At 39.2% G+C, this 25,222-nt stretch carries 27 protein-coding genes; 16 read left to right on the forward strand and 11 right to left on the reverse strand.

The annotated features are described in order from the left end of the window. Nucleotides 1-264: 264 nt before the first annotated feature. From urtA to urtE, 5 genes are all read left to right on the forward strand, one after another. Nucleotides 265-1,554 carry an urea ABC transporter substrate-binding protein gene (gene urtA / locus OSH00_RS13660; protein ID WP_266130873.1) on the forward strand — a complete coding sequence of 430 codons (1,290 nt, stop codon included), beginning with the start codon at nucleotides 265-267 and terminating at the stop codon, nucleotides 1,552-1,554. A 98-nt stretch (nucleotides 1,555-1,652) separates the two neighbouring features. Beyond that, nucleotides 1,653-3,302: an urea ABC transporter permease subunit UrtB gene (urtB, locus tag OSH00_RS13665; protein WP_266130874.1), complete on the forward strand. Its 1,650-nt coding sequence runs from the start codon at nucleotides 1,653-1,655 to the stop codon at nucleotides 3,300-3,302. Between the two features lie 4 nt (nucleotides 3,303-3,306). After that, nucleotides 3,307-4,377: an urea ABC transporter permease subunit UrtC gene (urtC, locus tag OSH00_RS13670; protein ID WP_266130875.1), complete on the forward strand. Its 1,071-nt coding sequence runs from the start codon at nucleotides 3,307-3,309 to the stop codon at nucleotides 4,375-4,377. Continuing rightward, nucleotides 4,377-5,213, forward strand: a complete 837-nt coding sequence (gene urtD / locus OSH00_RS13675) for an urea ABC transporter ATP-binding protein UrtD (RefSeq protein WP_004826035.1) — start codon at nucleotides 4,377-4,379, stop codon at nucleotides 5,211-5,213. Before urtC ends, urtD begins: the two co-directional genes overlap by 1 nt. A 12-nt stretch (nucleotides 5,214-5,225) precedes the next feature. Continuing rightward, nucleotides 5,226-5,924 (forward strand): urea ABC transporter ATP-binding subunit UrtE, encoded by a 699-nt coding sequence (gene urtE / locus OSH00_RS13680; protein ID WP_266130876.1) that lies wholly within the window; start codon nucleotides 5,226-5,228, stop codon nucleotides 5,922-5,924. Between the two features lie 61 nt (nucleotides 5,925-5,985). On the opposite strand, the gene OSH00_RS13685 is transcribed toward urtE, so the two are convergent. The 3 genes from OSH00_RS13685 to OSH00_RS13695 all read right to left on the reverse strand — a co-directional run bounded on the left by OSH00_RS13685 (nucleotide 5,986) and on the right by OSH00_RS13695 (nucleotide 8,295). Beyond that, the gene (locus OSH00_RS13685) at nucleotides 5,986-6,726 is read right to left on the reverse strand and encodes a hypothetical protein (RefSeq protein ID WP_266130877.1); all 741 of its coding nucleotides are present in this window, start codon (nucleotides 6,724-6,726) and stop codon (nucleotides 5,986-5,988) included. A 204-nt stretch (nucleotides 6,727-6,930) separates the two neighbouring features. Further along, a complete protein-coding gene (locus tag OSH00_RS13690; RefSeq protein WP_266130878.1) occupies nucleotides 6,931-7,461 on the reverse strand; it encodes a GNAT family N-acetyltransferase in 531 nt (176 codons plus the stop codon). A 111-nt stretch (nucleotides 7,462-7,572) separates the two neighbouring features. Continuing rightward, entirely contained in the window at nucleotides 7,573-8,295 is a 723-nt protein-coding gene (locus tag OSH00_RS13695) for an outer membrane protein OmpK (protein ID WP_266130879.1), read from the reverse strand. A 499-nt stretch (nucleotides 8,296-8,794) separates the two neighbouring features. On the opposite strand from OSH00_RS13695, the gene OSH00_RS13700 reads away from it, so the two are divergent. The 4 genes from OSH00_RS13700 (at nucleotide 8,795) to OSH00_RS13715 (ending at nucleotide 11,448) form a co-directional block, all read left to right on the forward strand. Next, the gene (locus OSH00_RS13700) at nucleotides 8,795-9,148 is read left to right on the forward strand and encodes an HPF/RaiA family ribosome-associated protein (RefSeq protein ID WP_004826046.1); all 354 of its coding nucleotides are present in this window, start codon (nucleotides 8,795-8,797) and stop codon (nucleotides 9,146-9,148) included. Between the two features lie 177 nt (nucleotides 9,149-9,325). Next, entirely contained in the window at nucleotides 9,326-9,868 is a 543-nt protein-coding gene (locus OSH00_RS13705; protein WP_266130880.1) for an ankyrin repeat domain-containing protein, read from the forward strand. A gap of 15 nt (nucleotides 9,869-9,883) precedes the next feature. Then, nucleotides 9,884-10,651, forward strand: a complete 768-nt coding sequence (locus OSH00_RS13710) for a transporter (protein ID WP_266130881.1) — start codon at nucleotides 9,884-9,886, stop codon at nucleotides 10,649-10,651. Between the two features lie 125 nt (nucleotides 10,652-10,776). Then, the gene (locus OSH00_RS13715; protein ID WP_266130882.1) at nucleotides 10,777-11,448 is read left to right on the forward strand and encodes a glutathione S-transferase family protein; all 672 of its coding nucleotides are present in this window, start codon (nucleotides 10,777-10,779) and stop codon (nucleotides 11,446-11,448) included. Nucleotides 11,449-11,466: 18 nt separating this feature from the next. Here the strand turns inward: OSH00_RS13715 and OSH00_RS13720 are convergent, their stop codons facing one another. The 3 genes from OSH00_RS13720 to OSH00_RS13730 form a co-directional block, all read right to left on the reverse strand. Beyond that, the gene (locus tag OSH00_RS13720) at nucleotides 11,467-12,654 is read right to left on the reverse strand and encodes a GGDEF domain-containing protein (RefSeq protein ID WP_266130883.1); all 1,188 of its coding nucleotides are present in this window, start codon (nucleotides 12,652-12,654) and stop codon (nucleotides 11,467-11,469) included. Nucleotides 12,655-12,828: 174 nt separating this feature from the next. Then, on the reverse strand, nucleotides 12,829-13,431 hold the full coding sequence (locus OSH00_RS13725) for a GGDEF domain-containing protein (protein WP_266130884.1): 603 nt from the start codon (nucleotides 13,429-13,431) through the stop codon (nucleotides 12,829-12,831). A gap of 340 nt (nucleotides 13,432-13,771) precedes the next feature. Further along, nucleotides 13,772-14,680 (reverse strand): alpha/beta hydrolase, encoded by a 909-nt coding sequence (locus tag OSH00_RS13730; protein ID WP_266130967.1) that lies wholly within the window; start codon nucleotides 14,678-14,680, stop codon nucleotides 13,772-13,774. A 159-nt stretch (nucleotides 14,681-14,839) separates the two neighbouring features. Between OSH00_RS13730 and OSH00_RS13735 the strand changes: the two genes are divergently transcribed. Further along, a complete protein-coding gene (locus OSH00_RS13735) occupies nucleotides 14,840-15,271 on the forward strand; it encodes a DUF2147 domain-containing protein (RefSeq protein ID WP_196076160.1) in 432 nt (143 codons plus the stop codon). A 71-nt stretch (nucleotides 15,272-15,342) separates the two neighbouring features. Here OSH00_RS13735 and OSH00_RS13740 read toward each other — a convergent pair whose 3' ends face one another. Then, on the reverse strand, nucleotides 15,343-15,699 hold the full coding sequence (locus tag OSH00_RS13740; protein WP_266130885.1) for a Spx/MgsR family RNA polymerase-binding regulatory protein: 357 nt from the start codon (nucleotides 15,697-15,699) through the stop codon (nucleotides 15,343-15,345). Nucleotides 15,700-16,199: 500 nt separating this feature from the next. Then, a complete protein-coding gene (locus OSH00_RS13745) occupies nucleotides 16,200-17,018 on the reverse strand; it encodes an exodeoxyribonuclease III (protein ID WP_266130886.1) in 819 nt (272 codons plus the stop codon). A gap of 40 nt (nucleotides 17,019-17,058) precedes the next feature. On the opposite strand from OSH00_RS13745, the gene pyrE reads away from it, so the two are divergent. Then, nucleotides 17,059-17,709 carry an orotate phosphoribosyltransferase gene (gene pyrE / locus OSH00_RS13750; RefSeq protein WP_266130887.1) on the forward strand — a complete coding sequence of 217 codons (651 nt, stop codon included), beginning with the start codon at nucleotides 17,059-17,061 and terminating at the stop codon, nucleotides 17,707-17,709. 75 nt (nucleotides 17,710-17,784) lie between these two features. Next, nucleotides 17,785-18,324: a hypothetical protein gene (locus tag OSH00_RS13755; protein WP_196076163.1), complete on the forward strand. Its 540-nt coding sequence runs from the start codon at nucleotides 17,785-17,787 to the stop codon at nucleotides 18,322-18,324. A 274-nt stretch (nucleotides 18,325-18,598) separates the two neighbouring features. Here the strand turns inward: OSH00_RS13755 and OSH00_RS13760 are convergent, their stop codons facing one another. Genes OSH00_RS13760 through OSH00_RS13770 form a run of 3 tightly spaced genes read right to left on the reverse strand, consistent with a single transcriptional unit; the run spans nucleotide 18,599 to nucleotide 20,269 of the window. After that, nucleotides 18,599-19,315, reverse strand: a complete 717-nt coding sequence (locus OSH00_RS13760; RefSeq protein ID WP_266130888.1) for a VanW family protein — start codon at nucleotides 19,313-19,315, stop codon at nucleotides 18,599-18,601. Nucleotides 19,316-19,326: 11 nt separating this feature from the next. Beyond that, nucleotides 19,327-20,034 (reverse strand): class I SAM-dependent methyltransferase, encoded by a 708-nt coding sequence (locus tag OSH00_RS13765; RefSeq protein ID WP_266130889.1) that lies wholly within the window; start codon nucleotides 20,032-20,034, stop codon nucleotides 19,327-19,329. Nucleotides 20,035-20,068: 34 nt separating this feature from the next. After that, a complete protein-coding gene (locus tag OSH00_RS13770; protein WP_266130890.1) occupies nucleotides 20,069-20,269 on the reverse strand; it encodes a DUF3565 domain-containing protein in 201 nt (66 codons plus the stop codon). Between the two features lie 110 nt (nucleotides 20,270-20,379). On the opposite strand from OSH00_RS13770, the gene gshB reads away from it, so the two are divergent. The 4 genes from gshB (at nucleotide 20,380) to OSH00_RS13790 (ending at nucleotide 25,220) form a co-directional block, all read left to right on the forward strand. Next, nucleotides 20,380-21,324, forward strand: coding sequence for a glutathione synthase (gene gshB / locus OSH00_RS13775; protein WP_196076167.1), 945 nt, complete (start codon nucleotides 20,380-20,382; stop codon nucleotides 21,322-21,324). Between the two features lie 323 nt (nucleotides 21,325-21,647). Further along, a complete protein-coding gene (gene murG / locus OSH00_RS13780) occupies nucleotides 21,648-22,745 on the forward strand; it encodes an undecaprenyldiphospho-muramoylpentapeptide beta-N-acetylglucosaminyltransferase (protein WP_266130891.1) in 1,098 nt (365 codons plus the stop codon). A 13-nt stretch (nucleotides 22,746-22,758) separates the two neighbouring features. Further along, nucleotides 22,759-24,207, forward strand: coding sequence for a UDP-N-acetylmuramate--L-alanine ligase (gene murC / locus OSH00_RS13785; protein ID WP_266130892.1), 1,449 nt, complete (start codon nucleotides 22,759-22,761; stop codon nucleotides 24,205-24,207). Between the two features lie 83 nt (nucleotides 24,208-24,290). Then, complete coding sequence (locus tag OSH00_RS13790) at nucleotides 24,291-25,220, forward strand: D-alanine--D-alanine ligase (protein ID WP_266130893.1); 930 nt, start codon at nucleotides 24,291-24,293, stop codon at nucleotides 25,218-25,220. Nucleotides 25,221-25,222: the final 2 nt, after the last annotated feature.

Below are 25,222 nucleotides of genomic sequence, written 5' to 3' on the forward strand. Positions count from 1 at the left end.
CAGTATGACTTTTAATTTGGCATTTTTAGATTCGCTACATCTGGTTGTGTAGTCTATTTGTTGGCTATGGGTGGAGAATAATCTACCCCCTTTGGAGAAAAAAGTAACGCTTATAATTTTATTGATTTTCATCATGTTATTGCTTCTAAAAAGTCATTCAAAAAAAATAAATTTTTGACTTGGCATAAAAATTGAATCCAGCCTGTGAGGTATGAACAAAATCATGCATTTAAAAATGCACCAAAAGGTTTGGAGAAAAAAATCATGTTCCAACAAAAAATGTTTTCAAAAACACTGTTAGTTGCTGCAATGATGGGGAGCATGGTATTGACGGGTTGTTCAAAGCCTGCTGATAAAACCGACGCGAAACCAACAACTGCGGAAAACAAGGCCTCTGCTGCAAGTGGTGACACGATCAAAGTCGGTATTTTACATTCGCTGTCAGGAACGATGGCGATCTCAGAAACATCGCTTAAAGACACCGCATTGATGACAATCAATGAAATTAATGCTAACGGTGGCGTGATGGGGAAAAAACTTGAACCTGTGGTGGTCGATCCAGCATCGGATTGGCCCTTATTTGCAGAGAAAGCACGTCAGTTGATTACCCAGGACAAGGTGGCGGTGATTTTTGGATGTTGGACATCGGTATCACGTAAGTCTGTACTTCCAGTCGTTGAAGAACTCAATGGTTTGTTATTTTATCCTGTGCAGTATGAAGGACAGGAACAGTCTAAAAATATTTTCTATACAGGTGCAGCGCCGAATCAACAAGCGATTCCTGCGGTTGAATATTTGATGAGTGATGAAGGGGGTAAAGCGCAACGTTTTGTTCTTTTGGGGACGGACTATGTCTATCCTCGTACCACCAATAAAATCTTACGTGCATTCTTAAAGTCAAAAGGTGTGGCTGATGCCGACATTATGGAAGAGTACACCCCTTTTGGTCATAGCAACTATCAAACCATTGTTGGAAATATTAAAAAATTTGCCGCAGGAAAGAAAACAGCGGTGATCTCAACCATCAATGGTGATTCCAATGTGCCGTTTTATCGTGAATTGGGCAATCAGGGCATCAAAGCTTCAGATATTCCAGTGATGGCTTTCTCTGTAGGTGAAGAAGAATTACGCGGTATTGATACTAAGCCTTTGGTTGGACATCTGGCATCTTGGAACTACTTCATGTCGGTGAAGAATCCTGTAAATGCAGAATTTATCAATAAAATGAAGCAGTACGCAGTGGAATATAAATTGCCAAACGCGAATAAATTGGTGACCAATGATCCAATGGAAGCCACTTATGTCGGTATCCATATGTGGAAACAAGCTGTTGAAAAGGCTGGAACAACGGACGTGGATAAAGTGCGTGATGCAATGGCTGGCCAAACGTTCAAAGCACCTTCTGGTTATACCTTAAGTATGGATGCCACCAATCATCACTTACACAAGCCGGTCATGATTGGGCAAATTCGCGCCGATGGACAGTTTGATGTGGTGTACAAGAGCCCTCAACCGATCAAAGCCGAACCGTGGAGCCCGTATATTCCTAAATAGGCATTTTACGACCCCAAAGCTTGCTGTTGTTCAGCAAGCTTAACCCATGACCTTGATCAAGCGTCATTGTATTTCAACAAGAATAGGGGGAGTTGCGTATGTCGATCAGACTAAGTTTTGCAACACTTTTTTTTATGATTTCCCAGTTGTTCCTGATGCAAACGATTGCTGCTGAATCCTCACATAGAGCGCCAACGGGAGCTGCATTAACCACACAAAAAGCTGCATCTCATGATGATGCAATTCAGCAATTTGTACGCGGAGATTTCGCCAGTCGCCGTGCAATGCTCAATCAATGGCCTGCCAGTATTGAACAACTTGATCAGTTGGTTGCTTATGTTGAAAAAGATCAACTCTACACCGATAGTTCAGGCAATACTTATTTGATGAAAGAGGGAGATAAATTATTCAGTTATCCCGATGAGCAAGCAATAACGGATTGGCCGGCTGATTTAAATCAAGTGACTTTGGTCAATACTCTACACAAAGCCTTGAGCTTTGCTCAAGCAAAAATCAAATTACAGTCTACCGATGTTTCACAGCGTCTTGCCGCGATTGATATTCTAGAAAACAACTTAGATGAGCTGGATATAAAAATGATCAATCAGCTTTATCTAGATGAAAACAATAATAAAGTCAAAGCACGTTTAGCACAGCTAAAGGCCAGAATGGACTTTAATAGTCCTGATACTTTGACCAAAATTCAAGCCGCTAAAACCTTGCAAGATTCTAACCGTCCTGATGTTTTAGCCATCGTTGAACAAGCGCTGACACAACCAAACTTAAACCCAGAATTAAAATCAGTATTGGTCAGTGCACAAAGCAGTATCAAAACACGAATCCAGGTCAGTGAATGGACTGGACATGTTTTTTCAGGTTTAAGCACCGCGAGTATTTTATTGCTTGCTGCACTTGGACTTGCAATTACCTACGGCTTACTGGGTGTTATCAATATGGCACATGGTGAGCTGATCATGATCGGTGCTTATACCACCTATGTGGTGCAGAGTTTATTTAAAACACATTTGGGAGCATATCTGGATTGGTACTTGATTGCGGCAATTCCTGCTGCATTTCTCGTCAGTGCTTTGATTGGCATGCTGATCGAACGAATCGTCATCCGCCCCTTATATGGACGTCAATTGGAAACCTTACTGGCGACTTTTGGTGTCAGCCTTATTTTGATGCAGTTGGTACGCATGGTTTTTGGTGCCCAGAATGTTGAGGTATCCAATATTTCATGGCTTTCAGGCGGGATCTCAATCACGCCAAGTTTGATGCTGCCCTACAACCGTATTGCAATCATTGTATTTACCGTTGCCGTACTCCTGTTACTGGTTTATCTGCTTAACAAAACCCGATTTGGATTATTTGTTCGTGCGGTGACACAAAATCGCCAAATGGCTCGTGCGGTGGGGATTCGTTCAGCACGTATTGACATGATGGCATTTGGACTGGGTTCAGGTCTTGCAGGTCTTGCAGGCTGTGCTTTGGCACAAGTTGGTAATGTAGGTCCAGATTTGGGGCAAAACTATATTATTGACGCTTTCCTTGTCGTTGTGGTTGGCGGTGTTGGACAAGTTTGGGGAGCGGTTTTAGCTGCGTTGGGGCTTGGCGTTAGTGGAACAATTCTCGAAATCGGCGTGGGTGCTGTACTGGCTAAAATTATTCTCTTGGTGCTTGTGATTTTGTTTATTCAAAAACGTCCACAAGGTTTATTTGCCATCAAAGGTCGTTTTGTGGAGTAAATATATGAAAATCACTTCATTACTTTCAGATAAACCCTATAGCGCAACCGCGATCGCAATATGTTTTGCGGTAATGTTAATTTTACCCTGGTTCCATGTATTGCCACAGGATTCGAGTTTACATCTTTCTGCTTATTGGGTCACTTTGATCGGCAAAATCATGTGCTTGGCTCTGGTTGCACTGGCTTTAGACTTGGTCTGGGGCTATGCAGGCATCCTGAGTCTAGGGCATGGGCTTTACTTTGCCTTGGGTGGCTATGCTTTTGGTATGTACTTGATGCGTCAGTCGGCAGGTGATCAGCTTCCTGACTTTATGCGATTCCTCAGTTGGACTGAATTACCTTGGTATTGGGTAGGGACCCAACATTTTGTTTGGGCGCTGGCTTTAGTAATTCTCGTACCTGGTGTGATTGCATTTGTTTTTGGATTTTTTGCTTTCCGCTCCAAAATCAAAGGGGTGTATTTTTCAATTATTACCCAAGCCATGACCTTTGCAGCAGCCTTGTTGTTTTTCCGTAATGAGACAGGGTTTGGCGGCAACAATGGTTTTACAGGTTTTAAAACTATTCTGGGCATGGACATAACCTCCGCTTCTATGCGTGCCACATTATGTTTTCTGACGGCCTTGGTCTTGTTACTCAGTTTTATTGGTTTACGCAGTTTAATGAATAAACCTTATGGTCGAGTACTTGGAGCGATCCGTGACAGTGAAAACCGCTTGCAATATCTCGGTTATCGCACTCTGTGGTACAAACTGTCTGCATGGGTGATTTCTGCGGTCATTGCTGGGATTGCTGGTGCACTGTATGTCCCACAAGCAGGGATTATTAATCCAAGCGAAATGAACCCCGTCAACTCCATTGAAATGGCTGTCTGGGTTGCTGCAGGTGGACGTGGCACGTTAATTGGGCCAATTCTTGGTGCAGGCTTAATCAATGGGGTGAAAACTTATTTTACCGTAGCCTATCCCGAAGCATGGTTATTGATTCTAGGGGCACTATTTATTGTTGTGACTATTTTTCTCCCGAAAGGTGTGATTGGGCTATTTGAACGTTTTAAAAAAGGAGATCACTAATGTCAGCGCTCTTATCAGACTTAGGTTTAAATGCTCAGCATGGTGGCCAAATTGGTGAAGGCTACGGTCGACCTAAAGCCGAGGGGGCCGATTTTAGCCATGGTATTGCGCTGTACTTAGAAAAAGTCAGCGTATGGTTTGATTCCTTTCGGGCCTTAAACGATTTGTCCCTTTATATTGAAGAAGGTGAATTACGCTGCATCATTGGTCCAAATGGCGCTGGAAAAACCACACTGATGGATGTCATCACAGGCAAAACCCGTCCAACAGAAGGCTCCGCTTTTTTTGGTCAAAACTATGATTTAGCCAAAATGAGTACTGAGCAAATTGCTGAAGCCGGGATAGGTCGCAAGTTTCAAAAACCGACTGTATTTGAAAATTTTACGGTCATGGAAAATCTGTTACTTGCCGCACCTAAAGATAAAACAGTGAAAAAAAGTTTCTTCAGTAAGTTAAGTCCTGATGCTCAGTTGGCATTAGACGAATCTTTACAGCAGATTCGTCTGCAAGAGTTTATCCAAAAGCCAGCAGGCTTATTGTCACATGGACAAAAACAGTGGCTTGAAATCGGGATGCTGTTGATGCAGCGCCCAAAACTGATTCTGTTGGATGAGCCTGTTGCAGGTATGACCGATGCGGAAACTGAACGTACTGCTGAATTGTGTTTGGAATTAAAAAAGAATCATACTTTACTGGTGGTTGAGCATGATATGAGCTTTATCGATACCATCAGTGAAAAAGTCACCGTGCTTGCGCAAGGTGCAATACTCGCTGAAGGCACATTGGCAGAAGTACAGGCGAATGAAGATGTGATTGAAAAGTATTTAGGGCGCTAAGGGAGACGTATTATGTTACAAGTGAAAGACATCAATCAATTTTATGGCGGAAGCCATATTCTCCGCGATGTTAGCCTCAATGCGCCAATCGGTGAATGTTCGGTGGTTTTGGGAAGAAATGGTGTAGGAAAAACCACGTTATTAAAATGTTTGATGGGAATCTTGCCAATTAAGTCTGGTCAGATTCTCTTGGATGGTCAAGATATTGCCAAAATGAGCCCTGAACAGCGGGTGAGAGCAGGGTTGGCTTATGTTCCGCAAGGGCGGGATATTTTTTCTACATTGACGGTAGAGGAAAATATTTTGATTGGCATGGCAAAATTTTCCGGCGCAAAAACCCGTAAAGTTCCTGAGCATTTATATGAAGTTTTTCCAGTCCTCGATGAAATGAAACATCGCCGTGGAGGCGATTTATCAGGGGGACAGCAACAGCAATTAGCCATTGCACGAGCTTTGGCTTCAGAACCCAAAGTGCTGATCTTAGATGAACCGACCGAAGGAATCCAACCGTCAATCATCAAAGATATTGGGCGGGTGATTCGAAAATTAGCAGATCGTGGGGAAATGGCGATTGTATTGGTCGAGCAATTTTATGATTTTGCTGAGGAGCTGGCAGATAACTATACTGTTATGGCACGTGGACAGGTGGTTGCACAAGGCATCGGTGAAGAAATGCCTGAAAAAGGAATTCGCGACTTAGTGGCAATTTAACAAAACCGTGAAAACATTTTGTGCACCTCCTTCAATAAAGGGAGGTGGGTTAAGCCCTGTATTATCGAGGTTCAACTTTCTGATAATAGCCCGTTGATGAAACATTCATACCAAAGCCACAATCGGTCTGTTCAGTTAATTCTTTCACTTCAATAAAATTTCCTAAAGACGGGCTATAAGTAAAATTGATAGCAATTCGACAATTTTTATAACGATAGCCTGCTTTCTTCGCTTGAAGAGGCATTTCTGTTTCAAACTCGCCAATATTAGGACCATAAATTAGGCTTCGAGGTCCCATCCATAAACCAGTGAATTCAATGTGATATTTCTGATCACGCTTTTTAACATTAACCCGGTTCCACTCACCAAAACCTGCATAACTGACATATTCTCCGGTAAAGTCATTATTTGCTTGAGGGACTGCTAACTTTTTTAAATTAAATTGACTGGTTTTTGTGGTTTTGATTTGAAACCATGCTCTTGCCCATAATGGTTTATTGAGTTTGCTATACGTTAAACCCACATTATTATTGGCAATGTCGATGTCATTGTCTGAAACTTGGATGCCCGTCTCTTCTTGACCAACCGACTGACAAAAATCGCTCCAGGATGCTTGCTTTTGAAACTGATCGAGTGCTTTTTTATAGTTTTTCTGGTTATAAAATTTTTGCCCCAATTTACGATATTGACTGAGTTTGGCACAACCCTGTTGTACTTTGGGATCATTGTAGTCATCAGCATAGCTTGATGTATGAAGGATCAGAGCCAATGGTGCCAATAAAAACATTATTGTTTTATTCATAGATATTCGTTCTGAAGTTCAGCAAGATTGTTTATGGTTATACAACAGATTTTGAATAATTTACAAACAAACCTTGAGATTTGTTTTTGCTAAAACGTTCTTCAATTTGTCATACAGTTTGATTAGACGAATTTGCTAGTATTGGGTATTTTGTTTGGACAGTCTTTGCCTAAAACACGACCCACTTCCTTAATTCAATCAGTCTTAGCCTTCATGAAGAGACGTTGGTGATCCATCAAAGTTGAGTTGCATGAAGACTAAATCTCGCCACACACCAAATTTTTGTCCAACTTGAGGCATATAGCCAGTCTGTTTAAATCCGAGTTGCTGATGTAGATAAATCGATGCTGCATTTTCGTGATCGATTGCGGCTACCATCACATGTACGCCTTGCTGTTGGGCATGTTCAACGAGTTTGAGCATGAGACGTTTTCCCAGCCCTTGCCGTGCATAAGTTGGATCAATATAAACAGAATGCTCTACAGTTTGCTTATAGCCATTAATTGCTCTGAAACTCGAATAATCTGCATAACCTGCAATCGCATGTGTAGAGATTTCTTCTACCACAAAAATCGGGAATTGATTTTGTTCTAATTCTAAAAACCAGTGTTGATAATCATCTAAGGTTTTTAATTGACTGTTCCAAGTGGCTAAACCTGTTTTAATTTCTTGATTATAAATCTGCATGATCTCAGGCAGGTCTGAGATTTTCGCAGGACGGATCTGAAAATTCATGAATCTCGATCAAAAGAAAATTTGTCTGTTTATTTTAGAAAGATTTATTTTTAAGGGCAATAAAAAAGCAAGGTTGAAACCCTGCTTTTTTATTAATACATAATCAATCAATTAAAAGTGATATTTCACAAGTGCACTGACATTATTTTCATCTTTACCAGGGACGCCATATTTATTGTGCCATACAGAATGTTCCACACCAAGGTACAGACGAGTATCTGGAGAAATGTGCTTACCTGCATTCCATTTCCATTGTGTGGTCCAGTTCAATTCACTTGAGTGAGCAACTTGATCTTTCTCTGCAGTTGACCAATCTAAGAAACCATCTACGAGAAACTCTTCAGAAGCAATTTTAAATGGAATTCCATAAGTAAATGTCAATTGGTAGTCATCTTCTTGGATTTCATTATTGGCACGATAGAAATTTAACTGTGCGTATTGGAAATATGGAATCGCTAAATCTACACCAACACCATAGAGGTAATTGTTCATATCTTTACCACCTTCCCAAGTGGTTGCGATCAATACATCTTTAATTGGGCCAAGTTCAAGTTTTTTTCCTGAAACTGCACCTAAACTGAGACGTGGTGAAACTTCAAAATAAGTGTCTGATTGACCATCACTGTGAGTACGGTCTGCAAATGCAAAAAAATCACCGTATTTTAGCTTTGCAGCATACTCAAAAGTGATTGTAGATTGTTTTTCATCTGGTGTTAATTCATAGTTTTCACCATACAGACCAGTAATACTAAAATCTTGCCAAACTGGCGCAGCTTGAGCCAAAGTTGCAGTTGAAGCGATTGCACAAACCGCAGCGAGATGTGTAAGTTTCATGAAAAATCTTTCCCCCAAGAAAAGCGCTTCAAGGATACAGATTCCGCGATAAAAATAAAGCTAAAAATAGATGGAATGTAAATAAATATGTAAACATCAAGTAGGGAAGTGTGCTGAAAAGGTGAATCGAAAAATAAATTAAAAATTGAACTTTTGGATTTGATCCATCAGTATAGTTTTATATAGAGTTGATTGATTTAGTCAGGATTGATGCTAAAAAATTTAAAAAAATCATTAAATTATAAAGTAAAGTAACAAGATGTCATTTTTCATATTGTTTTCATAAAAAAGTTAAAAATCCGCTTGCATATTTTTCAATATGGCCTGATATTGAAGATATAAGAACACCTATCTGCAGATCATTAAAAGTGTTCATCTTTCCAATAGAGGAGTTCAGGTTCCAATTTATTGAAGGTGAAAAGCTGTTTTAAACAGTAGGCTTTGAATGAGCCAAAAATATAAGTTTTGCACTGTTTTAGATGAAGAAAGAGGTTTTTTTATGAATATTGAAATCCGTACAGATAAAAATATTAGAAATAGTGATCGTTTAATTACTTACGTACGCGACGAGCTAAATCAAGAATTCCAACGTCATAGCGAGCGTATTACCCAGTTTTCAGTTCATATCAGTGATGAAAATGGGGACAAAGGTGGGGATGATGATATTCAATGTATGATCGAAGTGAAAGCGGCAGGTTTAAAACCGGTGGTAGTAAAACATCGCGCTAAAAATATAGATCTTTCATTACATGGTGCGATTGATCGTGTAAAACGTAGTTTAGAGCATGTTTTGGAGAAAACTGAAAATCCACGTGGTGGTAAGTTAGAACTTGCAGATGCAGATGAAGCATGAGTATAAAAAAGGCCTTCGGGCCTTTTTTTATGAATCAAAAATAAAAATTGCGATGCACTTTGTCATAAGTTAACAATAAATGCCATTTAAACCAAAAAAATGAAGGATTAAATTTTTTCAAAGCTATTTTTAAAATATTCGTCATAATATTGATAGGAATAGAATAGTGAGATCAAAATGTTATCAGCACAACAACAAGTCTTTATACAGGCTTTAGAAGATTTAGACCTTGCTCAAGTTAAACGTTTGCTCGCAGATGGGTTCGACCCTAACTTTATGGAGCCAGAAAAAGGGCCAGCAGTATCTATCTGGTCAGATGGATTATTTAAATGGTGGGAAAAAGTCTGTGATGCTTATGAAGCAGGGGAACCCTTAAGTGCAGAACAGAAAGCTCAAGATTTACAACCACATTTGGATATTTTAGATGCTTTGATTCATGCCAAGGCAAATTTTTATTTATGGGATGCAGAAGAGTGTTATGGTCCTTTATGGGATGCAGCAAGTGCTGCATGTGTGCCCGTAATTCAAAAGCTGTTAGATCATAAAGTTGATCCAAATACCAAAGATGATGAAGGAAAAACCATTTTATCATCGATCAGTGATTTGTTCTTTGATTGTGAATTTGATCAAATAGATTGGTCTCAGGCTTTACCTGAAGAGAAAGAATCTTTAGAGTTACTACGTAGTCGCGGTGCGAAAATGTCCAAAGAATTATCGTAAATTTTGAGTCTTCATATGGCAATTTTAAATAGAATCACATTAGCCCTTGCTTCGAGTCTAAGTATAAGCGCAATGGCAGCAGAATTTTCTTTTGATCGTCCTGGATCAGGTTTTGGAACAGGAATTACTCCAGTAGGTCAATTGGCTTGGGAGCAGGGTCTACCAAGCGCAACCTATACTGAAACTCGAGTAGATGGTGCAAAAGCAAAAACTGTGACCCTCAATGGTGATATGCTGCTTCGTACAGGTTTAACCTCAAGTATGGAGTTGCAGTTAGGTTGGCAAGGCCCAGCTTGGACACAAACCAAGTATAGAGGCATGAAAGACGATGACTCTGGTTTGGGTGATGTTTCTATCGGAATTAAAAAAGCCATTGATTTAAAAGATGATAAGTTGTCTATGGCGATCTTGGCGCAAGCATTGATTGCAACCGGAAATGATGGTTTTTCTGAAGAGGACGATATCTATAGTATTGGCACATCTTTGGATTATCAGTATAACGATTTGGTCAATACGGGTATCACCATGAATTATGCGGTTCAAGATGGGCATTGGTCAGTCACAGCGATTCCTACAGTAGGTTATAAAATTACTGGCAATCTTTCAGGTTTCTCAGAATTCGTTTATTCGAAAACTGAAAGTAAAAGCTATGAATATGGTTTAGGTTCAGGTTTGATCTATGCTGTGAATCAACGTACTCAGCTTGATGGCAGTATCGGTGTAGATTTAAATGGGCGTGATCGTAGCTATAAAGCAGGTTTGGGTATTTCTTATTTATTCTAAGTCATACCGTTCAGAGAAAAAGGAGCAGTTAAATTGCTCCTTTTTTTTGCTGAATTTTATATTTTAGACAGGCGAAAAACTCACTATGCTCTTATTGAAGCGTATATAAATAGAGGAAGATAAAAATGCTAGAACTTTTTATTGGTGATAAAAACTATTCAACTTGGTCTATGCGCCCTTGGCTTGTGATTCAACATTTTAACATTCCCTTCATGGAACGCTTAATTCCTTTTGATCACTTTGATATGGATAGTCAATTTAAACAAAGTATTTTAAAAATTAATCCTACAGGCAAAGTGCCTGCCCTGACGGATGATGGCTTTTTAATTTGGGACTCTTTGGCAATCTGTGAATATCTTGCTGAGAAATTTCCCGAAAAACAATTATGGCCACAGGACATCAAACAGCGCGCACGTGCTCGATCTATGTCTGCGGAGATGCACAGTAGCTTTACTGCACTACGCAGTAGATGTGGCATGAATATTGATGCAGATTTAAAAGAGGTGGGTTTAAAGCTCTGGCAAGATCATTCGTTACAGCAAGATGTAAATCGTATTCTACACTTATGGTCTGAACGCCCACAGCTTGATGGTTTTTTATGTGGTGAACGCTTTGGTATTGTTGATGCATTCTATGCACCTGTTGTGATGCGTTTCAAGACTTATGGCATTCCTGTGCCAGACAACGGCCAGCGCTATATTCAAAAATTATTGACGGTGCCTGCTGTACAGCAATGGATTGCAGAAGCTAAAGCTGAGTTTCGATTTGTAGCATGTGAAGAACAATATCGAACATGATCTGCCTGAACACCAACGTTAAGCGATTTCGTTGATCGGTGCGTGATACAAGCGCACTTGATTACGCCCTGATTGTTTTGCCTGATAGAGTGCTTTATCTGCGAGGTGAATGACTTTACTCACATTGTCATCATCAACAGAAGTGGCGATGCCAAAACTTGCAGTGAGTTGTACATAATGATGATCAAGCGATTCAAGGACTTGATTTTGTATGGCCAAGCGGCAACGTTCAGCGATTGCTTGAGCAACACTTAAAGTGGTTTCTGGTAAGGCAATAATAAATTCTTCTCCGCCATAGCGTGCGACAATATCGGATAGGCGAATATGTGAAACTAATAACTGAGCGACTTGGCATAATGCTTCATCACCAAAGTGATGACCATATAAATCATTGATTTCTTTAAAATGGTCGATATCAATTAGGATAATTACATAATGAGTTTGTGTGGTTTGGATCGCATTAAGTTTTTCATTGAAAAAGCGGCGATTATATAGATTGGTCAATGGGTCTGTTTCACTGAGTTTTTTTATCAAAGACTCTCTATGTCGCCATTGTGAAAGTAAAATTTCACATAAAACTAAACCTGCAATTAAAATAGGAACAATAAAATACAGCATGGAACCTACCCAAAACAGATTGTCATGGCGATTATTTTCAAATATTCGTGTACTAAAGATTGGTGCATAAGGAATGATGTGCCAATAGGTAAAGAACATCATTGAAATATAAATCACCAAGGCGGTTACAAGCTGAATATAGATAATTTTTCGATTAAATAAAATCAGCCCTAAACCTGAAATACACACGAATGCAAACACAGTGGCTGGACTATAAATACCCACTAAAAAGCCATCTGTCAGCATTAGAATAATAAAAATATTGATAACAATATGAGGTAAATAAGTATTTGCCCATTTTTTATCTTGAAAAAAATAGCAAAATGCGATCAGAAAAAAAAGCAATATGGTTGAGGCGGTATTGAGAATCAGTTGTGAGCGGATCAGTGAGATATTCACCCATTGCCAAATTTCTGGATTCAATACAATAAAGACCTTCCATGCGATCCAAGAAAATTGTAAAGCGATCGTGAGAAAAAGGATCAAAATACATTTATGTAAACTGGTCCAATTCATGATGATGTTTGAATCAAATTGTGTTTTCAGTTTTTTAAAAAAAAGATTAATGCCTAAATTTGATTCTGCCATCCATATTTATTCCTCTATTTTGTCAGTCAGTCATAATTGTATATTGATGATATTTACTAAATTATAGTGACTATAATCTAGGTTAACAAAACATTCTTATGCATGATTTGTTAAAAAATTTTATAAAAAAACAAACATTAAAAACAATGCATCAATGATTTAACAAATCTTTTATTAAGATCGAACCCCTGTACTTGAATAAAATTGATGACGATTGGTTTTTGCTACGTGCAGTGCTTCATCAGCCTGTTGTAGGATAGTATTGCTCATGCTGTCTTGTTTCGAAACAGAAACGCCATAACTGCTTTGAAGTGACAAAGTTTTGTTGTTAATTTTAAACTCGTGATTGTTGATCAGATCTGTTAAACGCAATGCAATTTGTTGAGCCTGTGCTTGGTTGACATCACTTAAAATTAAAATAAATTCGGACTCACCATAGCGACCGATTAAATCTGTTTCACGAATATTTTGTGATAACTCCACAGCAATAGCTGCTAAAGCTTTATTCGCCGTCTTTAAATTATATTGCGTTTTAACTGTATTCAAATTATCAACGCTCAGTAAAATAATCCCATAATGAGAGTCACTTTGAGGGTGCAATTCTTTTAAATAGCTGTTAATTGCAAATTGGTTATATATACCTGTCTGTGGATCAATTTCTAACTCATGATGAGTAGAGTTTTTATGAATAAGTTTAGCAATAAAAGAGTGTTTCAACACTTGATTGAATAATGAGTGAATTTTACGCCGTCTTTCAGAATAAATTTTATTACGCATCATCTAATCCATCCATACTTGGATTTTTATTTTGTGATTCTGAGAATGTATCAAGTTATTCAGTCAAACTCAAATTTAAGTTGATGTAAATAATTGATGAATATAAACATAATTTATAAAAGGGTGATTAATTTTGCAGTAAAAGTTAACAATATAAGAAATAGTCTTATTCTCTTTAAACGAGAATTAAAAAATAAGGATTTAGATAAAAGATGAAATATAGCAAAATCGTATTTAAGCTGTTTGTATAAGGATTAATTTTTGTGATTGATAAAAATAAAAACAACAGTGAATTGTGTTGATTCACTGTTGTTTTTTGTTTGAGGCAATATTTTAAGGACTAATCCTGATCAACTTTATGTGCAAATTCTGCGAGATCGGCTAAAGATTGCTTTGCTTCCTCAAACCATGGACTAAACATCTGAAAATTATGCCACATGCCTGTATAGAGCTTGTAATTAACCTGAACATTTGCTGCTTTGGCTTTTTCTTCAAAACGTTGTGCATCTGAAAGCAAAATTTCTTTGGAACCAATTTGTACAAGTGTTGGAGGAAGACCTTCAAAATCTCCAAAAATTGGGGAGAGTGCAGGCAAAGAGCGATCTAAATGTTTGGGCACATAAAAATCAATGCCAGACTCAAGTGCTTCTATAGAGAGCAGTGCATCATGCTTTTGGTTATAACGTAGAGACTCTCCTGTGAGGGTCAAGTCTAGAAATGGAGACATCAGGATTAATGCGCTTGGAAGTTGCTGCTTATTTTCAACTTTAATTCTTAACGTCAATGCCAGAGCCAAATTTGCACCACAAGAATCCCCTGAAACGATGATGTCTTTTGGTTGAATGCCTTGATCCAAAAGTTGTTGATAGACATCGTAAATGGCGTCCCCGGCTTCAGGAAACTTATTCTCAGGTGCAAGTGGATAATCAAGATGTAGCACTTGCATTTGTGTTCGTGCTGCAATTTCGGAAAGAAAAGCACGATGTGTTTTCAGCGATCCTACAAAAAAAGCACCACCATGAATATGTAGAATCATTTGAGTTGATTGTGCTTGAGGTTTGATCTCTTCTGCTCGAATTCCTGCAATCCGTAAAGGACGTATTTGAACATCTTTACGTTGCGGGAAAACGCGTGCAAGTTGTTCTATCGCAAAACGCGCTGTAGCAGGAGGAAGATTAAAGCGGCTTGGAAATTTGAAGCTGGATTTAAGAATAGATTCTGTAAGATATTGTTTCAGGGCTGAGTTCATCTTCACGTTTATTCCATATTGTTAAATTTTCGACTTTATTTTTGTTGATTTACCAACATTTGTTACAAGGGTACACTATATAGTCACATAGAAGAATTGCTAAATTGACGCAAGTTTTTGATACTATAGATTGTCAATTAGACTAGGGAAAACAAAACAATGAAAAAAATTGTACTCGCATTAGGCGTATTATCGGCAACAGTTCTTGCAAACGCTGCAGATCCACTCAATGGAACAGTTTGGAAAACAATTGATGATACAACGAAACAACCAAAAGCAATTGTGAAATTCACTGAACAAAAAAATGGAACATTGACGGCAACGATTCAAAGCATTTTAACACCAGGCGAAGAAAACTCTTGCAGCAAATGTGAAGGACCTTATCACAACAAATCATTGAAAGGCGTGACCATCGTTCATGGCCTGCAAAATGTCGGTGGTAAGGCTTATGACAATGGTACGATTCTTGATCCTAAAAATGGCAAAACGTATAAACTGAAAGGCGAGCTTGCTGGAAATCAATTAAAGTTGCGCGGATATATGGGTATCTCGGCTTTAGGTCGTAACCAAACTTGGGTACGTGCAAACTAAGACGAATGCTTGAACCAAATAAAAAGCCTGTTCACTCGATCAGGCTTTTTTTCGTTTGTTCTGTAGAATGGTCATGCATTGGTTTTTAAGGCTTTGATTTGATCTTCATCATAACCCACCACAAATTGACCATTCTGATCAATCACAGGACGTTTAATCAAACTGGTATGAGTAGTGAGTGTGGCAATTAAGTTTTCATCACTGGATAAGGCAAGCTGTTGTTCCTGTTCACTGAGTTTTTTCCATGTTGTTCCCTTTTTATTGAGAATCACATCTTTTCCTAATCGATCCAGCCATAACTGAACTGTATCTTTGTCGATACCCTGTTTCTTATAATCATGAAACTCATAGTTCAATCCGAGTGCTGTAAGCAGATCAAACGCTTTTTTCATTGAGTTGCAATTTTTAATGCCATAAATTTTCAACATGTCTCAACCTAATTTACAATCGCATCATTTAACTGAAAGAGTATCAAAATTGTCGATCTAAACGGTATAGAATAGATAAAATATTTTGAAACAAGGGCTTTCTGTCATAAAAAATTAATATTGTGAGATTAATCTTTTGAATAAGTTGGCATGAGATCGACTGAGATAAAAGATTTTAAAATAACCAAGCATTAAAAAAGCAAAAATAAAAAAGAGAAAACCCGCATCTAATCATCCTGATTATGCGGGTCTCATTACAACGTCCAATGTCACATCCTTGCAAAATAAATACTCTACATATTTATTTCTTTTCGTCCTACGGCGTCCTATCCCTTTGCTGTCATCCTGACAATGTCCCTGTGCCGTGGAAGCTATAATGCGCTTATTGAGGTGAAGAAAATATACGATAACACGACAAATTTTGTAGGTTTTTACCGTATATTCAGTGTACGAATGTACACTAATTAAGTGAATTTTGATTAAAATCCACTCAAAATGACTTAAATTTTGTAGTCAATCACCACGGGGGCATGGTCGCTATACCATTCGTCTTTATACACCCAGGCGTTGACGGTACGGTCTTTCCAGTCAGGCGAGCAGGCATGGTAATCGATCCGCCAGCCCACATTTTTTGCTCGCGCTTGTCCACGATTGGACCACCATGAATATAGTTCAGCTTCTTTGCGGACTTCACGGAAGGTATCGACATAACCTAAATCATCATAAATATGATCAAGCCAAGCACGCTCATGAGGTAAGCAACCAGACGATTTTTGATTACCCGACCAGTTTTTAATGTCGATACGTTTATGCACAATATTGTAATCACCACAGACAATGATGGATCTGTCTTCATCTCGCCATTGTTTTAAAATTTTTGCATATTCTTCTAAAAAATGATCTTTACGTGCCTGAGCCTCATCACCAGATGAGCCAGAAGGCAGATACAGTGAGCAAATTTGTACCGGTTTATCCAAGCCAATATCAAATTCCGCTTGGATAAAGCGCCCTTGACTGTCTGCAAGTTCAAAACCAAGACCATTGCTGATCGATTTAAAAGGCAATCGACTATAGATCGCCGTACCTGCATAACCTGATTTTTGCGCAGGAAAAAGATGGGTAAACCAACCTTCTGGTTTAAACTTGTCTGTCCATTGTTCATGTGTGATGCGGCTTTCTTGGATACAGATCACATCGGCATCTGACTTTTCCATCCATTCGAGTAAGCCTTTGGTGACGGATGAACGTAAGCCATTTACGTTAATTGAGACAACTCTTAAAATTTTTTGATCACTTGGATAGCTACTCTTTGGTATCATGCGCAGTCATAACCTCAATGTATGAATTTTGGAGCACCTCATGTCAACGCCAGCTCAGTTTAACCCACAAGCTTTTATCGAACTCGCATTATCACGTGGTGTGCTTAAATTTGGTGAGTTTACTTTAAAATCAGGTCGTGTGAGCCCTTATTTTTTTAATGCAGGGTTACTCAACGATGGTGAAGCATTATCGCTTCTTGCTCAAGGTTATGCAGATAAATTAACACAATGTAACAACGTCGAAGTGATTTTTGGACCTGCGTACAAGGGAATTCCTTTCGTTGCTGCGACTGCTGTAGCACTGTCTCAAGTTCACAACCAGAGTGTACCTTGGGGATTCAATCGCAAAGAAGCAAAAGATCATGGTGAAGGTGGTGTATTGGTTGGTGCTTCAGTTGAAGGTAAAAAAGTGTGGATTATTGATGATGTCATTACAGCTGGTACTGCAATTCGAGAAGTTGTCACGATTCTTAAAAATGCAGGTGCAACAATTGCGGGTGTATTGGTTGCACTTGATCGCCAAGAAAAAGGTCAGGGTCAGTTGTCTGCGATTCAGGAAGTTCAGAAAGAACTTGAGATTCCAGTTCATGCTTTAATTACCATGAAAGACCTGATGGCTTATCTGGATGCGAAAGGCGACAAAGATGCTTTAGCAAAAATGGAAGCTTATCGTGTGAAATATGGCATATAAGCTGAAAAATTAGATAAGATAAGGAGCATCAGCTCCTTATTTTTATGGTCAATGAAGGATTAGGTACCATATTCAATGTTAATTCTTGTGATACTCGTTGTTGTGGCGGTGCTGGGCATTATTTTAGCCAAACAGATCGATCAACGACGCTGGCAACGATACCAATTTGAAAGGGATATGTATTTTCGACAATATCCTTTTCAGTGGAAAGGTTTAGAGCAGTTTGAACTGGTTCTAAATATCAATGCGCAAGCGCAAAAAAAATTGATCAATCAACTGATGTTAAGACCGTCAAATGACAGTTATATCAGAAAATCATCCATTCAGCGTGAACCAGAATACCCGAGACAGCATTATACGATCAAAGTGATGGTGCAAGATTTCACGATTGGCTATTTAGAAACAAAGTATGCTGAATTATTTGGAGCGAGTCTCGATCAAACAGATTTTGAAATTGGTCGTCCAATTGAAATAAATGCTGAAATTATTGTTTTTGAAAGGGATGATGAATTTTCCTGTCGCGTAAAATTAGACTTACCACGCAATCCAAAAACTGCATATCAATATTTAATTGAAAATAACCAACAACAATTTAAAGAAAAAAGTTCGAAATAACCAAGATGAAAAGAAGCATAGGGGGCTGTTGCTGACAGTCCTGTATAATAACCTTTTGATTTGAATCAAACAGATACCAATCAGTATGATCAACGTTTTGAAAAAATGATCTTGATGGTACCTTACTCAGCCTTCATACAATTTCGAAATCAACCTACGACCCACGCTAGGTGTATGTTTTGTTTTGATATGAGGAGTAAAGTACGGCAGAGGACAACCCTCATGCAAAATTTTAATGACCTTAAAGTGATGGCATGATCCAGATACAAACAGCTTATCTTTCACCCTTATGTAAATTGAGTAAATAAATACTTTGAGCAATATGTTTTTGATTTTGAAAAGTATGGGCAATACGATGGGTTTGAAACTCTTCGGTGGTGAAATTTAATGTATATTCTTGAATAGCGTCTAAACCCACCAAATGTGTGATCAACTGATTGTGTTGTCTAGAAATCTGGATCTGAAGAGCAAGGTTGAGGTTGTTCTGAAACTGCAAATCCTTATATCCATATACCACAGTGGCATCACTGCCTAAAGGTGTAAAGCGTTCATGTTCCTGATAAATATCTATGGAATGGGAATGCCTTTCGACAATCCCCAAACCAGCTTTTAATGCAGTGATATAGAGTGAAGATGAAATTTGACAAATTCCACCGCCTAGATCTTCTGAAATGACCCCATTCACTAAATTACGACCTGCTTTGTAGCCATTTTTTAAGGTAGGGGCTTTCACCAAATGCCAAAATGAAAAAATCTGTTGTGGCTGAATGATTACGCCATTTAAGGCTTGAATGGCAAGGTCAATATTATGGATTTTATTTGCGAAATAAGCATTTGATTTGATTTCTTGCAATGTTGAAACTTGATATTTCGATGGCCATAAATTTTGCTGTGTCAACGCAAAATCTGCTGAGGAAAATAGATGTTCACGACTATACCTTCGCAACTGCTGGTAACGTAATTTCCATGATTTGGGTAAATATTTTTTCATGTAAAGTTATGCTAGTGGTCGGATGAAAGGGTGGATTGTTTTTCTAAAACAACAGCCAAGTAAGAAGCATATTCTTTTAAAAATGAACGGCAAAGTAGATTATCCAAGGTTTTGAAGAGCGGGCGGAAACGTATGGGAATACGGTGAATGGGGAAGAATAAAAAACCCTGATAGGCAATGATTTTCCACTGAGTGCCTGCAATTTTTTCAATTTCCGACAAGGTCATTTGATGGGCTGCATGCCAGTTGCCCTGTTGGTGCTTGACTGCCTGTCTACGCTTGGCGGAAGGAAAGTCGAAAATAAGTTTCCCCTTTGATTTTAATTTTTGATGTGCCTCATTTAGAAACTGGATGGTGGTTGCATGATCTTGATGCATGATCACATGAAAGCTATAGATAGCATCTAAGCTATGGTTGGCGATGGGTATGTCCGTTAACCGACCTTCAAGCAGTAGCTTGTTGGGATACTTGGTTTTGGCAACTTTAAGCATTTCAGGGCTAAAGTCTACCCCATAGTCGGCATATTCCAATAGGCGACCAGTACCACAACCCAAATCCATACATCGTTCAGGGGATATGTTTTTAAGTGTGTGATTGAGAAAATCTCGTTCCTGTTGGTCTAAATATTGTCCATAACTGTTGTTAAAGCGATTGTTGTCATAGTTTTGAGCGAGTTTGTTATAGTAAGTTTTTATTTCTAATTCAGAATTTTTCGACATCGGGTAGCTCTTTTTATTTGGCGCATGCATAAATTTATAAACTATTTTTGGGGAAATCACACTGTTTGCAATCGATAGGTGTTGCAATTTTTTCCTGGCGACCCTGCGCAGTCATCGCCCAAGGGCGATTTTGCCAAGGTGGAAGATGGCGCATATGTTGGCGGTGACCACAAGAAAGTAAAGCAACATAATGATTTTCTACATCTATTTCAAAACCAATGATGGTTTGCAACATTTTGATCATCTTATTCACAATTATTGCCAATAGTTTAGCGAAATTTCGGAAAAGAACGGCATAATCTCCGCTATACTGCATGCAATCCAAAATTTTATCAGAGTATCAAAATGCGTGTACTTGTTGTGATGGATCCCATCGAAAGTGTAAACCTCAAGAAAGACTCAACTATGGCGATGCTATGGGCTGCGGCACGTCGTGGACATGAATTGGGTTATGCATTGCAACAAGATTTATATATTGATCAAGGCAAAGCATTTGGTTTGATTTCACCTCTTCAAGTTTTTGAAGACTACAATCATTATTATGAGTTGGGTGAAAAGACCAAAGAATCAATTGCTGCCTATGATGTGGTATTGATGCGTAAAGATCCTCCTTTTGATATGAACTTTGTATATACCACGTATATTTTAGAGCAGGCAGAACGGGAAGGTGCGTGGATTATTAACAAACCACAAAGTTTACGTGACTGCAATGAAAAACTTTTTGCAACACAATTCCCTGATTTGCAAGTACCCACTTTAGTCACTTCACAACAAAGTCTGATTCGCGAATTCTTAAAAGAACATGGTGATGTGATCGTTAAGCCTTTAGACGGTATGGGGGGGATGGGGATTTTTCGCTTATATCAAGATGGGGTAAACATTGGTTCAACCATCGAAATTTTAACTGAAAATGGTACACAACCAATTATGGCGCAACGCTATATTCCTGAAATTGTAGAAGGTGATAAGCGCATTTTAATGATTAATGGTGAGCCAGTGCCGTATTGTTTGGCGCGTATTCCACAAAATGGTGAAGTGCGCGGCAATTTAGCTGCGGGTGGTTTAGGTGAGGCGCGTCCATTAACAGAAAATGACAAAGCCATTGCTGCGAAAGTTGGTCCATTTTTAAAAGCAAAAGGTTTGGTCTTTGTTGGCTTAGATGTGATTGGTAATTATGTGACTGAGATCAATGTGACCAGCCCAACCTGTATCCGTGAGATTGATACTCAATTTGGTACCTCAATTGCAGATGACCTGTTTGATGTACTGGAGACGGGCAAATCTGCTTAAACACCATATTCATTGCAATGACATCTTATATTGAGATGATCGATTGATTTTTAAATGCTGCTAAAAAAATAGAGTCGTGACAGACTCTATTTTTTTTGCGTGGCCAGGATAAATCATGCAAAAATAAAAAAAATAACATTGAATTCGACTTTTTTTAGCAGATTAATGACAAAAGTAGTTTAAACTTTCAAAACAGTAGAAAAAAACAATGAAAGGCTTGGTGAAAAAAAGTAAATAAACTTTTCCCCATAGCGGATTGTGATTACAATTGGTTGTTTAAAATATTCGTTAAACATTTATTTTTTGCATTGAAGAATTAGACCGTGACCAAACCTCAGCAAAGCACACCGAAACACGTCATGATGATGGCGGCGGGTACAGGCGGACATGTATTTCCTGCCCTAGCAGTTGCAAAAGAATTGCAACAACAAGGCAGTCAAGTGTCTTGGTTGGCAACACCAACAGGTATGGAAAATCGACTCTTAAAACAACACAATATTCCAATTTATCAAATTGACATTCAAGGTGTGCGTGGCAACGGAATTGTTCGTAAGTTAGCTGCTCCGTTTAAAATTTTAAAAGCAACCTTAAGCGCAATGCGGTATATGAAACAGCTCAAAGTTGATGCTGTTGCTGGTTTTGGTGGCTATGTTGCAGGACCAGGTGGTTTGGCGGCACGCTTATTGGGGATTCCAATTCTGATCCATGAACAGAATGCAGTTGCAGGGTTTACCAACACCCAACTTTCACGTATTGCCACAACGGTATGTGAAGCTTTCCCAAATACATTCCCCCAAAGTGAGAAAATTGTGACGACAGGAAATCCTGTACGAGCAGAGATTACCGGAATTTATAATCCATCCTTTCGTTATAAAGAACGAGAAAATACCCATGAACCCTTACATATTTTGATTGTAGGTGGTTCTCTGGGTGCGCAAGCATTGAATGAATGTGTGCCTGAAGCATTGAAGCAGCTCAATGTGCCATTAAACGTATTTCATCAGTGTGGTCAAAATAAGCAGGACACGACCCAAGCCTTATATGCTAACGCCCCTGACAATATACAGGTTGAGGTTCAGCAATTTATCGAGGATATGGCACAGGCTTATAGCAATGCAGATTTAATCATCTGCCGTGCAGGAGCGCTAACGGTGACTGAGGTAGCAACGGCAGGTGTGGCTGCGATATTTGTTCCATTGCCAAGTGCTGTGGATGATCACCAAACTGCCAATGCCAAGTTTTTGGAAAAAACGGGTGCTGCGAAAATTTGCCCACAAAGTACCATGACACCAGATTCCTTAAAAGATTTACTCACGCCGTTGATGAACCGTCAGTTATTAATGGAAATGGCAGTTAAAGCCCGTCAACAAGCCCAACCAGATGCGACACAACGTGTGGTTGATTTAATTCAAGATTTGTAAGTTAGAGTTGATTATGTCACCAACAAGCCCAGCTGATAAAGCAAAGAACCTGATTAAAATTCCAGAAATGCGCCGTATTAAGCATATCCATTTTGTGGGTATCGGTGGCGCAGGCATGTGCGGCATTGCAGAAGTATTAAAAAACCAAGGTTATAAGGTTTCTGGTTCTGATATTAAAGCATCAAAAACGACAGTACAGCTTGAACAGAACGGTATTAAAGTTTTTATCGGGCATGCAGAAGACAATATTAAAGGTGCAAATGTGCTGGTGGTTTCCACAGCAATTGATCCAGAAAATCTAGAAGTCAAAGCCGCAATTGAAAATCGTATTCCTGTGGTGCGTCGCGCTGAAATGCTGGGTGAGTTAATGCGTTATCGCCATGGAATCGCTGTTGCGGGGACACATGGTAAAACCACAACCACCAGTTTGGTCACATGTATGTTGGCAGAAGAAAATATGGACCCAACTTATGTGATTGGTGGCTTGTTAAATCGCACAGGCGTAAATGCTGCATTGGGGGCGAGTCGTTTTATCGTTGCTGAAGCCGATGAATCAGATGCTTCGTTCCTGCATTTAGAGCCAATGGCTGCGATTGTTACCAATATCGATGCAGACCATATGGACACCTATGGTGGTAGTTTTGATGTATTGAAAGATACTTTTGTCAAGTTCTTACAAAAAATGCCGTTCTATGGTTTGGCTGTGGTATGTGGTGATGATGCCAACATTCGTGAAATCATGCCGCGGATCGGTCGTCCAGTCGTGACCTATGGTTTCAATGAAGATAATGATATTCGTGCGATTGACATTGATCAAACGGGTATGCAGTCAAGTTTCACCGTATTGCGTAAAGGTCGTGAACCTTTGCGTTTAACAATCAACCTTCCTGGTTTGCATAATATTCTCAATGCATTGGCTGCGATTGGTATTGCCACTGATGAAGGTGTATCTGATGCTGCGATTGCACGTGCTTTGGAAAGCTTCAGCGGTGTAGGACGCCGTTTTCAAGTTCAAGGTGAATATCCACTCGATAAAGGTACCGTGAAACTGGTCGATGATTATGGTCATCATCCGAAAGAAGTTGAAGCAACGATTAAAGCCGCTCGAGCGAGCCATCCAGATCGTCGTTTAGTCATGATGTTCCAACCGCATCGTTTTAGTCGTACCCGTGATTGTTTTGATGATTTTGTCGATGTGTTGTCACAAGTCGACCAATTGTTACTATTAGAAGTATATCCTGCTGGGGAGAAGCCAATTGTTGGGGCAGATAGTCGTTCTTTGGCACGTAGTATCCGTTTGCGTGGCGAAGTTGAACCGATCTTAATTGACCCTGTAGAAGGTAATTTACAAAATGTGATACAAAAAGTGTTACAAGCGAATGACTTGTTATTAACACAAGGTGCAGGTAACGTGGGAGCAATTTCTGTAGAATTGGCTCAAAACCAACTGTATTTAAAATAATTGATTTGGCTGTGTTTAAATTTGGATTTGAATACAGCCTTAAAAATTGAAATTGACTAACTTATAAGTTTAAGGATTTAAACGTGTCAAATGCTTCTAAATTCGGCAAAGTAGCGGTATTGCTTGGTGGTAAATCTGCTGAGCGTGAGGTGTCATTAGATAGTGGTAAAGCTGTTTTAGAAGCATTATTACGTTCAGGTGTGAATGCTGAGGCTTTCGACCCGCAAGAGCGTAGTGTGACGGAACTTGTGGACTATGATCGTGCATTTATTGTATTGCATGGTCGTGGGGGCGAGGATGGTCAAATCCAAGGTGCCTTGGAATGGATGAATGTTCCTTATACAGGGACAGGTGTACAAGGTTCTGCGATTGGTATGGATAAAGTCAAAACCAAACAAATTTGGCAAGGTTCAGACCTGCCAACCGCACCTTACCGTATTATTTCAAAAGATTCTGATCTCAATGAAGTGATTGAGAGCCTGGGTTTACCATTAATCATCAAGCCTGTTCACGAAGGTTCAAGCGTGGGAATGAGTAAGGTTGAAAAAGCACAAGACCTGATTGCTGCAATTGAAAAAGCGACGGTACATGATGCTGTAGTGATGGCGGAAAAATGGATTACAGGGCGTGAATATACCATTTCATTCCTAAATGGTTTGCCATTACCCGTGATTCGTTTGCAACCTCCAGCAGATGTAGCATTCTATGATTACGAAGCAAAATACAACCGTAATGACGTGGAATACGGTATTCCATGCGGTTTAAGTGAAGTTGAAGAAAAGAATCTTCAAGCGCTGTGTTTGCGTGCTTTCCAAGCTGTAGGTGCTAGCGGATGGGGACGTATTGATGCGATGCTGGATGAGCAGGGTAATTTTTGGCTATTAGAGGTGAATACTGTTCCAGGTATGACCAGCCACTCTCTTGTGCCTAAAGCTGCAAAAGCAGTTGGTTATAGTTTTGATGAATTGTGTATCGCGATTTTAGCGCAAACACTCACGGAACAAGCTCACTAATT

It is taken from the genome of Acinetobacter nematophilus (assembly GCF_026344175.1).
Lineage (GTDB): Bacteria > Pseudomonadota > Gammaproteobacteria > Pseudomonadales > Moraxellaceae > Acinetobacter > Acinetobacter nematophilus.

Coding starts and splice junctions, on each gene's coding strand:
- OSH00_RS13770 (WP_266130890.1), bottom strand. CDS start 20,269: ATGTTGCAAACCATCATTGGTTTTGAAATAGATGTAGAAAATCATTAT.
- OSH00_RS13755 (WP_196076163.1), top strand. CDS start 17,785: ATGTTAATTCTTGTGATACTCGTTGTTGTGGCGGTGCTGGGCATTATT.
- OSH00_RS13745 (WP_266130886.1), bottom strand. CDS start 17,018: ATGATACCAAAGAGTAGCTATCCAAGTGATCAAAAAATTTTAAGAGTT.
- OSH00_RS13720 (WP_266130883.1), bottom strand. CDS start 12,654: ATGGCAGAATCAAATTTAGGCATTAATCTTTTTTTTAAAAAACTGAAA.
- OSH00_RS13705 (WP_266130880.1), top strand. CDS start 9,326: ATGTTATCAGCACAACAACAAGTCTTTATACAGGCTTTAGAAGATTTA.
- pyrE (WP_266130887.1), top strand. CDS start 17,059: ATGTCAACGCCAGCTCAGTTTAACCCACAAGCTTTTATCGAACTCGCA.
- urtA (WP_266130873.1), top strand. CDS start 265: ATGTTCCAACAAAAAATGTTTTCAAAAACACTGTTAGTTGCTGCAATG.
- urtE (WP_266130876.1), top strand. CDS start 5,226: ATGTTACAAGTGAAAGACATCAATCAATTTTATGGCGGAAGCCATATT.
- murC (WP_266130892.1), top strand. CDS start 22,759: ATGTCACCAACAAGCCCAGCTGATAAAGCAAAGAACCTGATTAAAATT.
- urtD (WP_004826035.1), top strand. CDS start 4,377: ATGTCAGCGCTCTTATCAGACTTAGGTTTAAATGCTCAGCATGGTGGC.
- urtB (WP_266130874.1), top strand. CDS start 1,653: ATGTCGATCAGACTAAGTTTTGCAACACTTTTTTTTATGATTTCCCAG.
- OSH00_RS13715 (WP_266130882.1), top strand. CDS start 10,777: ATGCTAGAACTTTTTATTGGTGATAAAAACTATTCAACTTGGTCTATG.
- OSH00_RS13735 (WP_196076160.1), top strand. CDS start 14,840: ATGAAAAAAATTGTACTCGCATTAGGCGTATTATCGGCAACAGTTCTT.
- OSH00_RS13765 (WP_266130889.1), bottom strand. CDS start 20,034: ATGTCGAAAAATTCTGAATTAGAAATAAAAACTTACTATAACAAACTC.
- OSH00_RS13740 (WP_266130885.1), bottom strand. CDS start 15,699: ATGTTGAAAATTTATGGCATTAAAAATTGCAACTCAATGAAAAAAGCG.
- gshB (WP_196076167.1), top strand. CDS start 20,380: ATGCGTGTACTTGTTGTGATGGATCCCATCGAAAGTGTAAACCTCAAG.
- OSH00_RS13695 (WP_266130879.1), bottom strand. CDS start 8,295: ATGAAACTTACACATCTCGCTGCGGTTTGTGCAATCGCTTCAACTGCA.
- OSH00_RS13730 (WP_266130967.1), bottom strand. CDS start 14,680: ATGAACTCAGCCCTGAAACAATATCTTACAGAATCTATTCTTAAATCC.
- OSH00_RS13690 (WP_266130878.1), bottom strand. CDS start 7,461: ATGAATTTTCAGATCCGTCCTGCGAAAATCTCAGACCTGCCTGAGATC.
- OSH00_RS13760 (WP_266130888.1), bottom strand. CDS start 19,315: ATGAAAAAATATTTACCCAAATCATGGAAATTACGTTACCAGCAGTTG.
- OSH00_RS13710 (WP_266130881.1), top strand. CDS start 9,884: ATGGCAATTTTAAATAGAATCACATTAGCCCTTGCTTCGAGTCTAAGT.
- urtC (WP_266130875.1), top strand. CDS start 3,307: ATGAAAATCACTTCATTACTTTCAGATAAACCCTATAGCGCAACCGCG.
- OSH00_RS13725 (WP_266130884.1), bottom strand. CDS start 13,431: ATGCGTAATAAAATTTATTCTGAAAGACGGCGTAAAATTCACTCATTA.
- OSH00_RS13685 (WP_266130877.1), bottom strand. CDS start 6,726: ATGAATAAAACAATAATGTTTTTATTGGCACCATTGGCTCTGATCCTT.
- OSH00_RS13700 (WP_004826046.1), top strand. CDS start 8,795: ATGAATATTGAAATCCGTACAGATAAAAATATTAGAAATAGTGATCGT.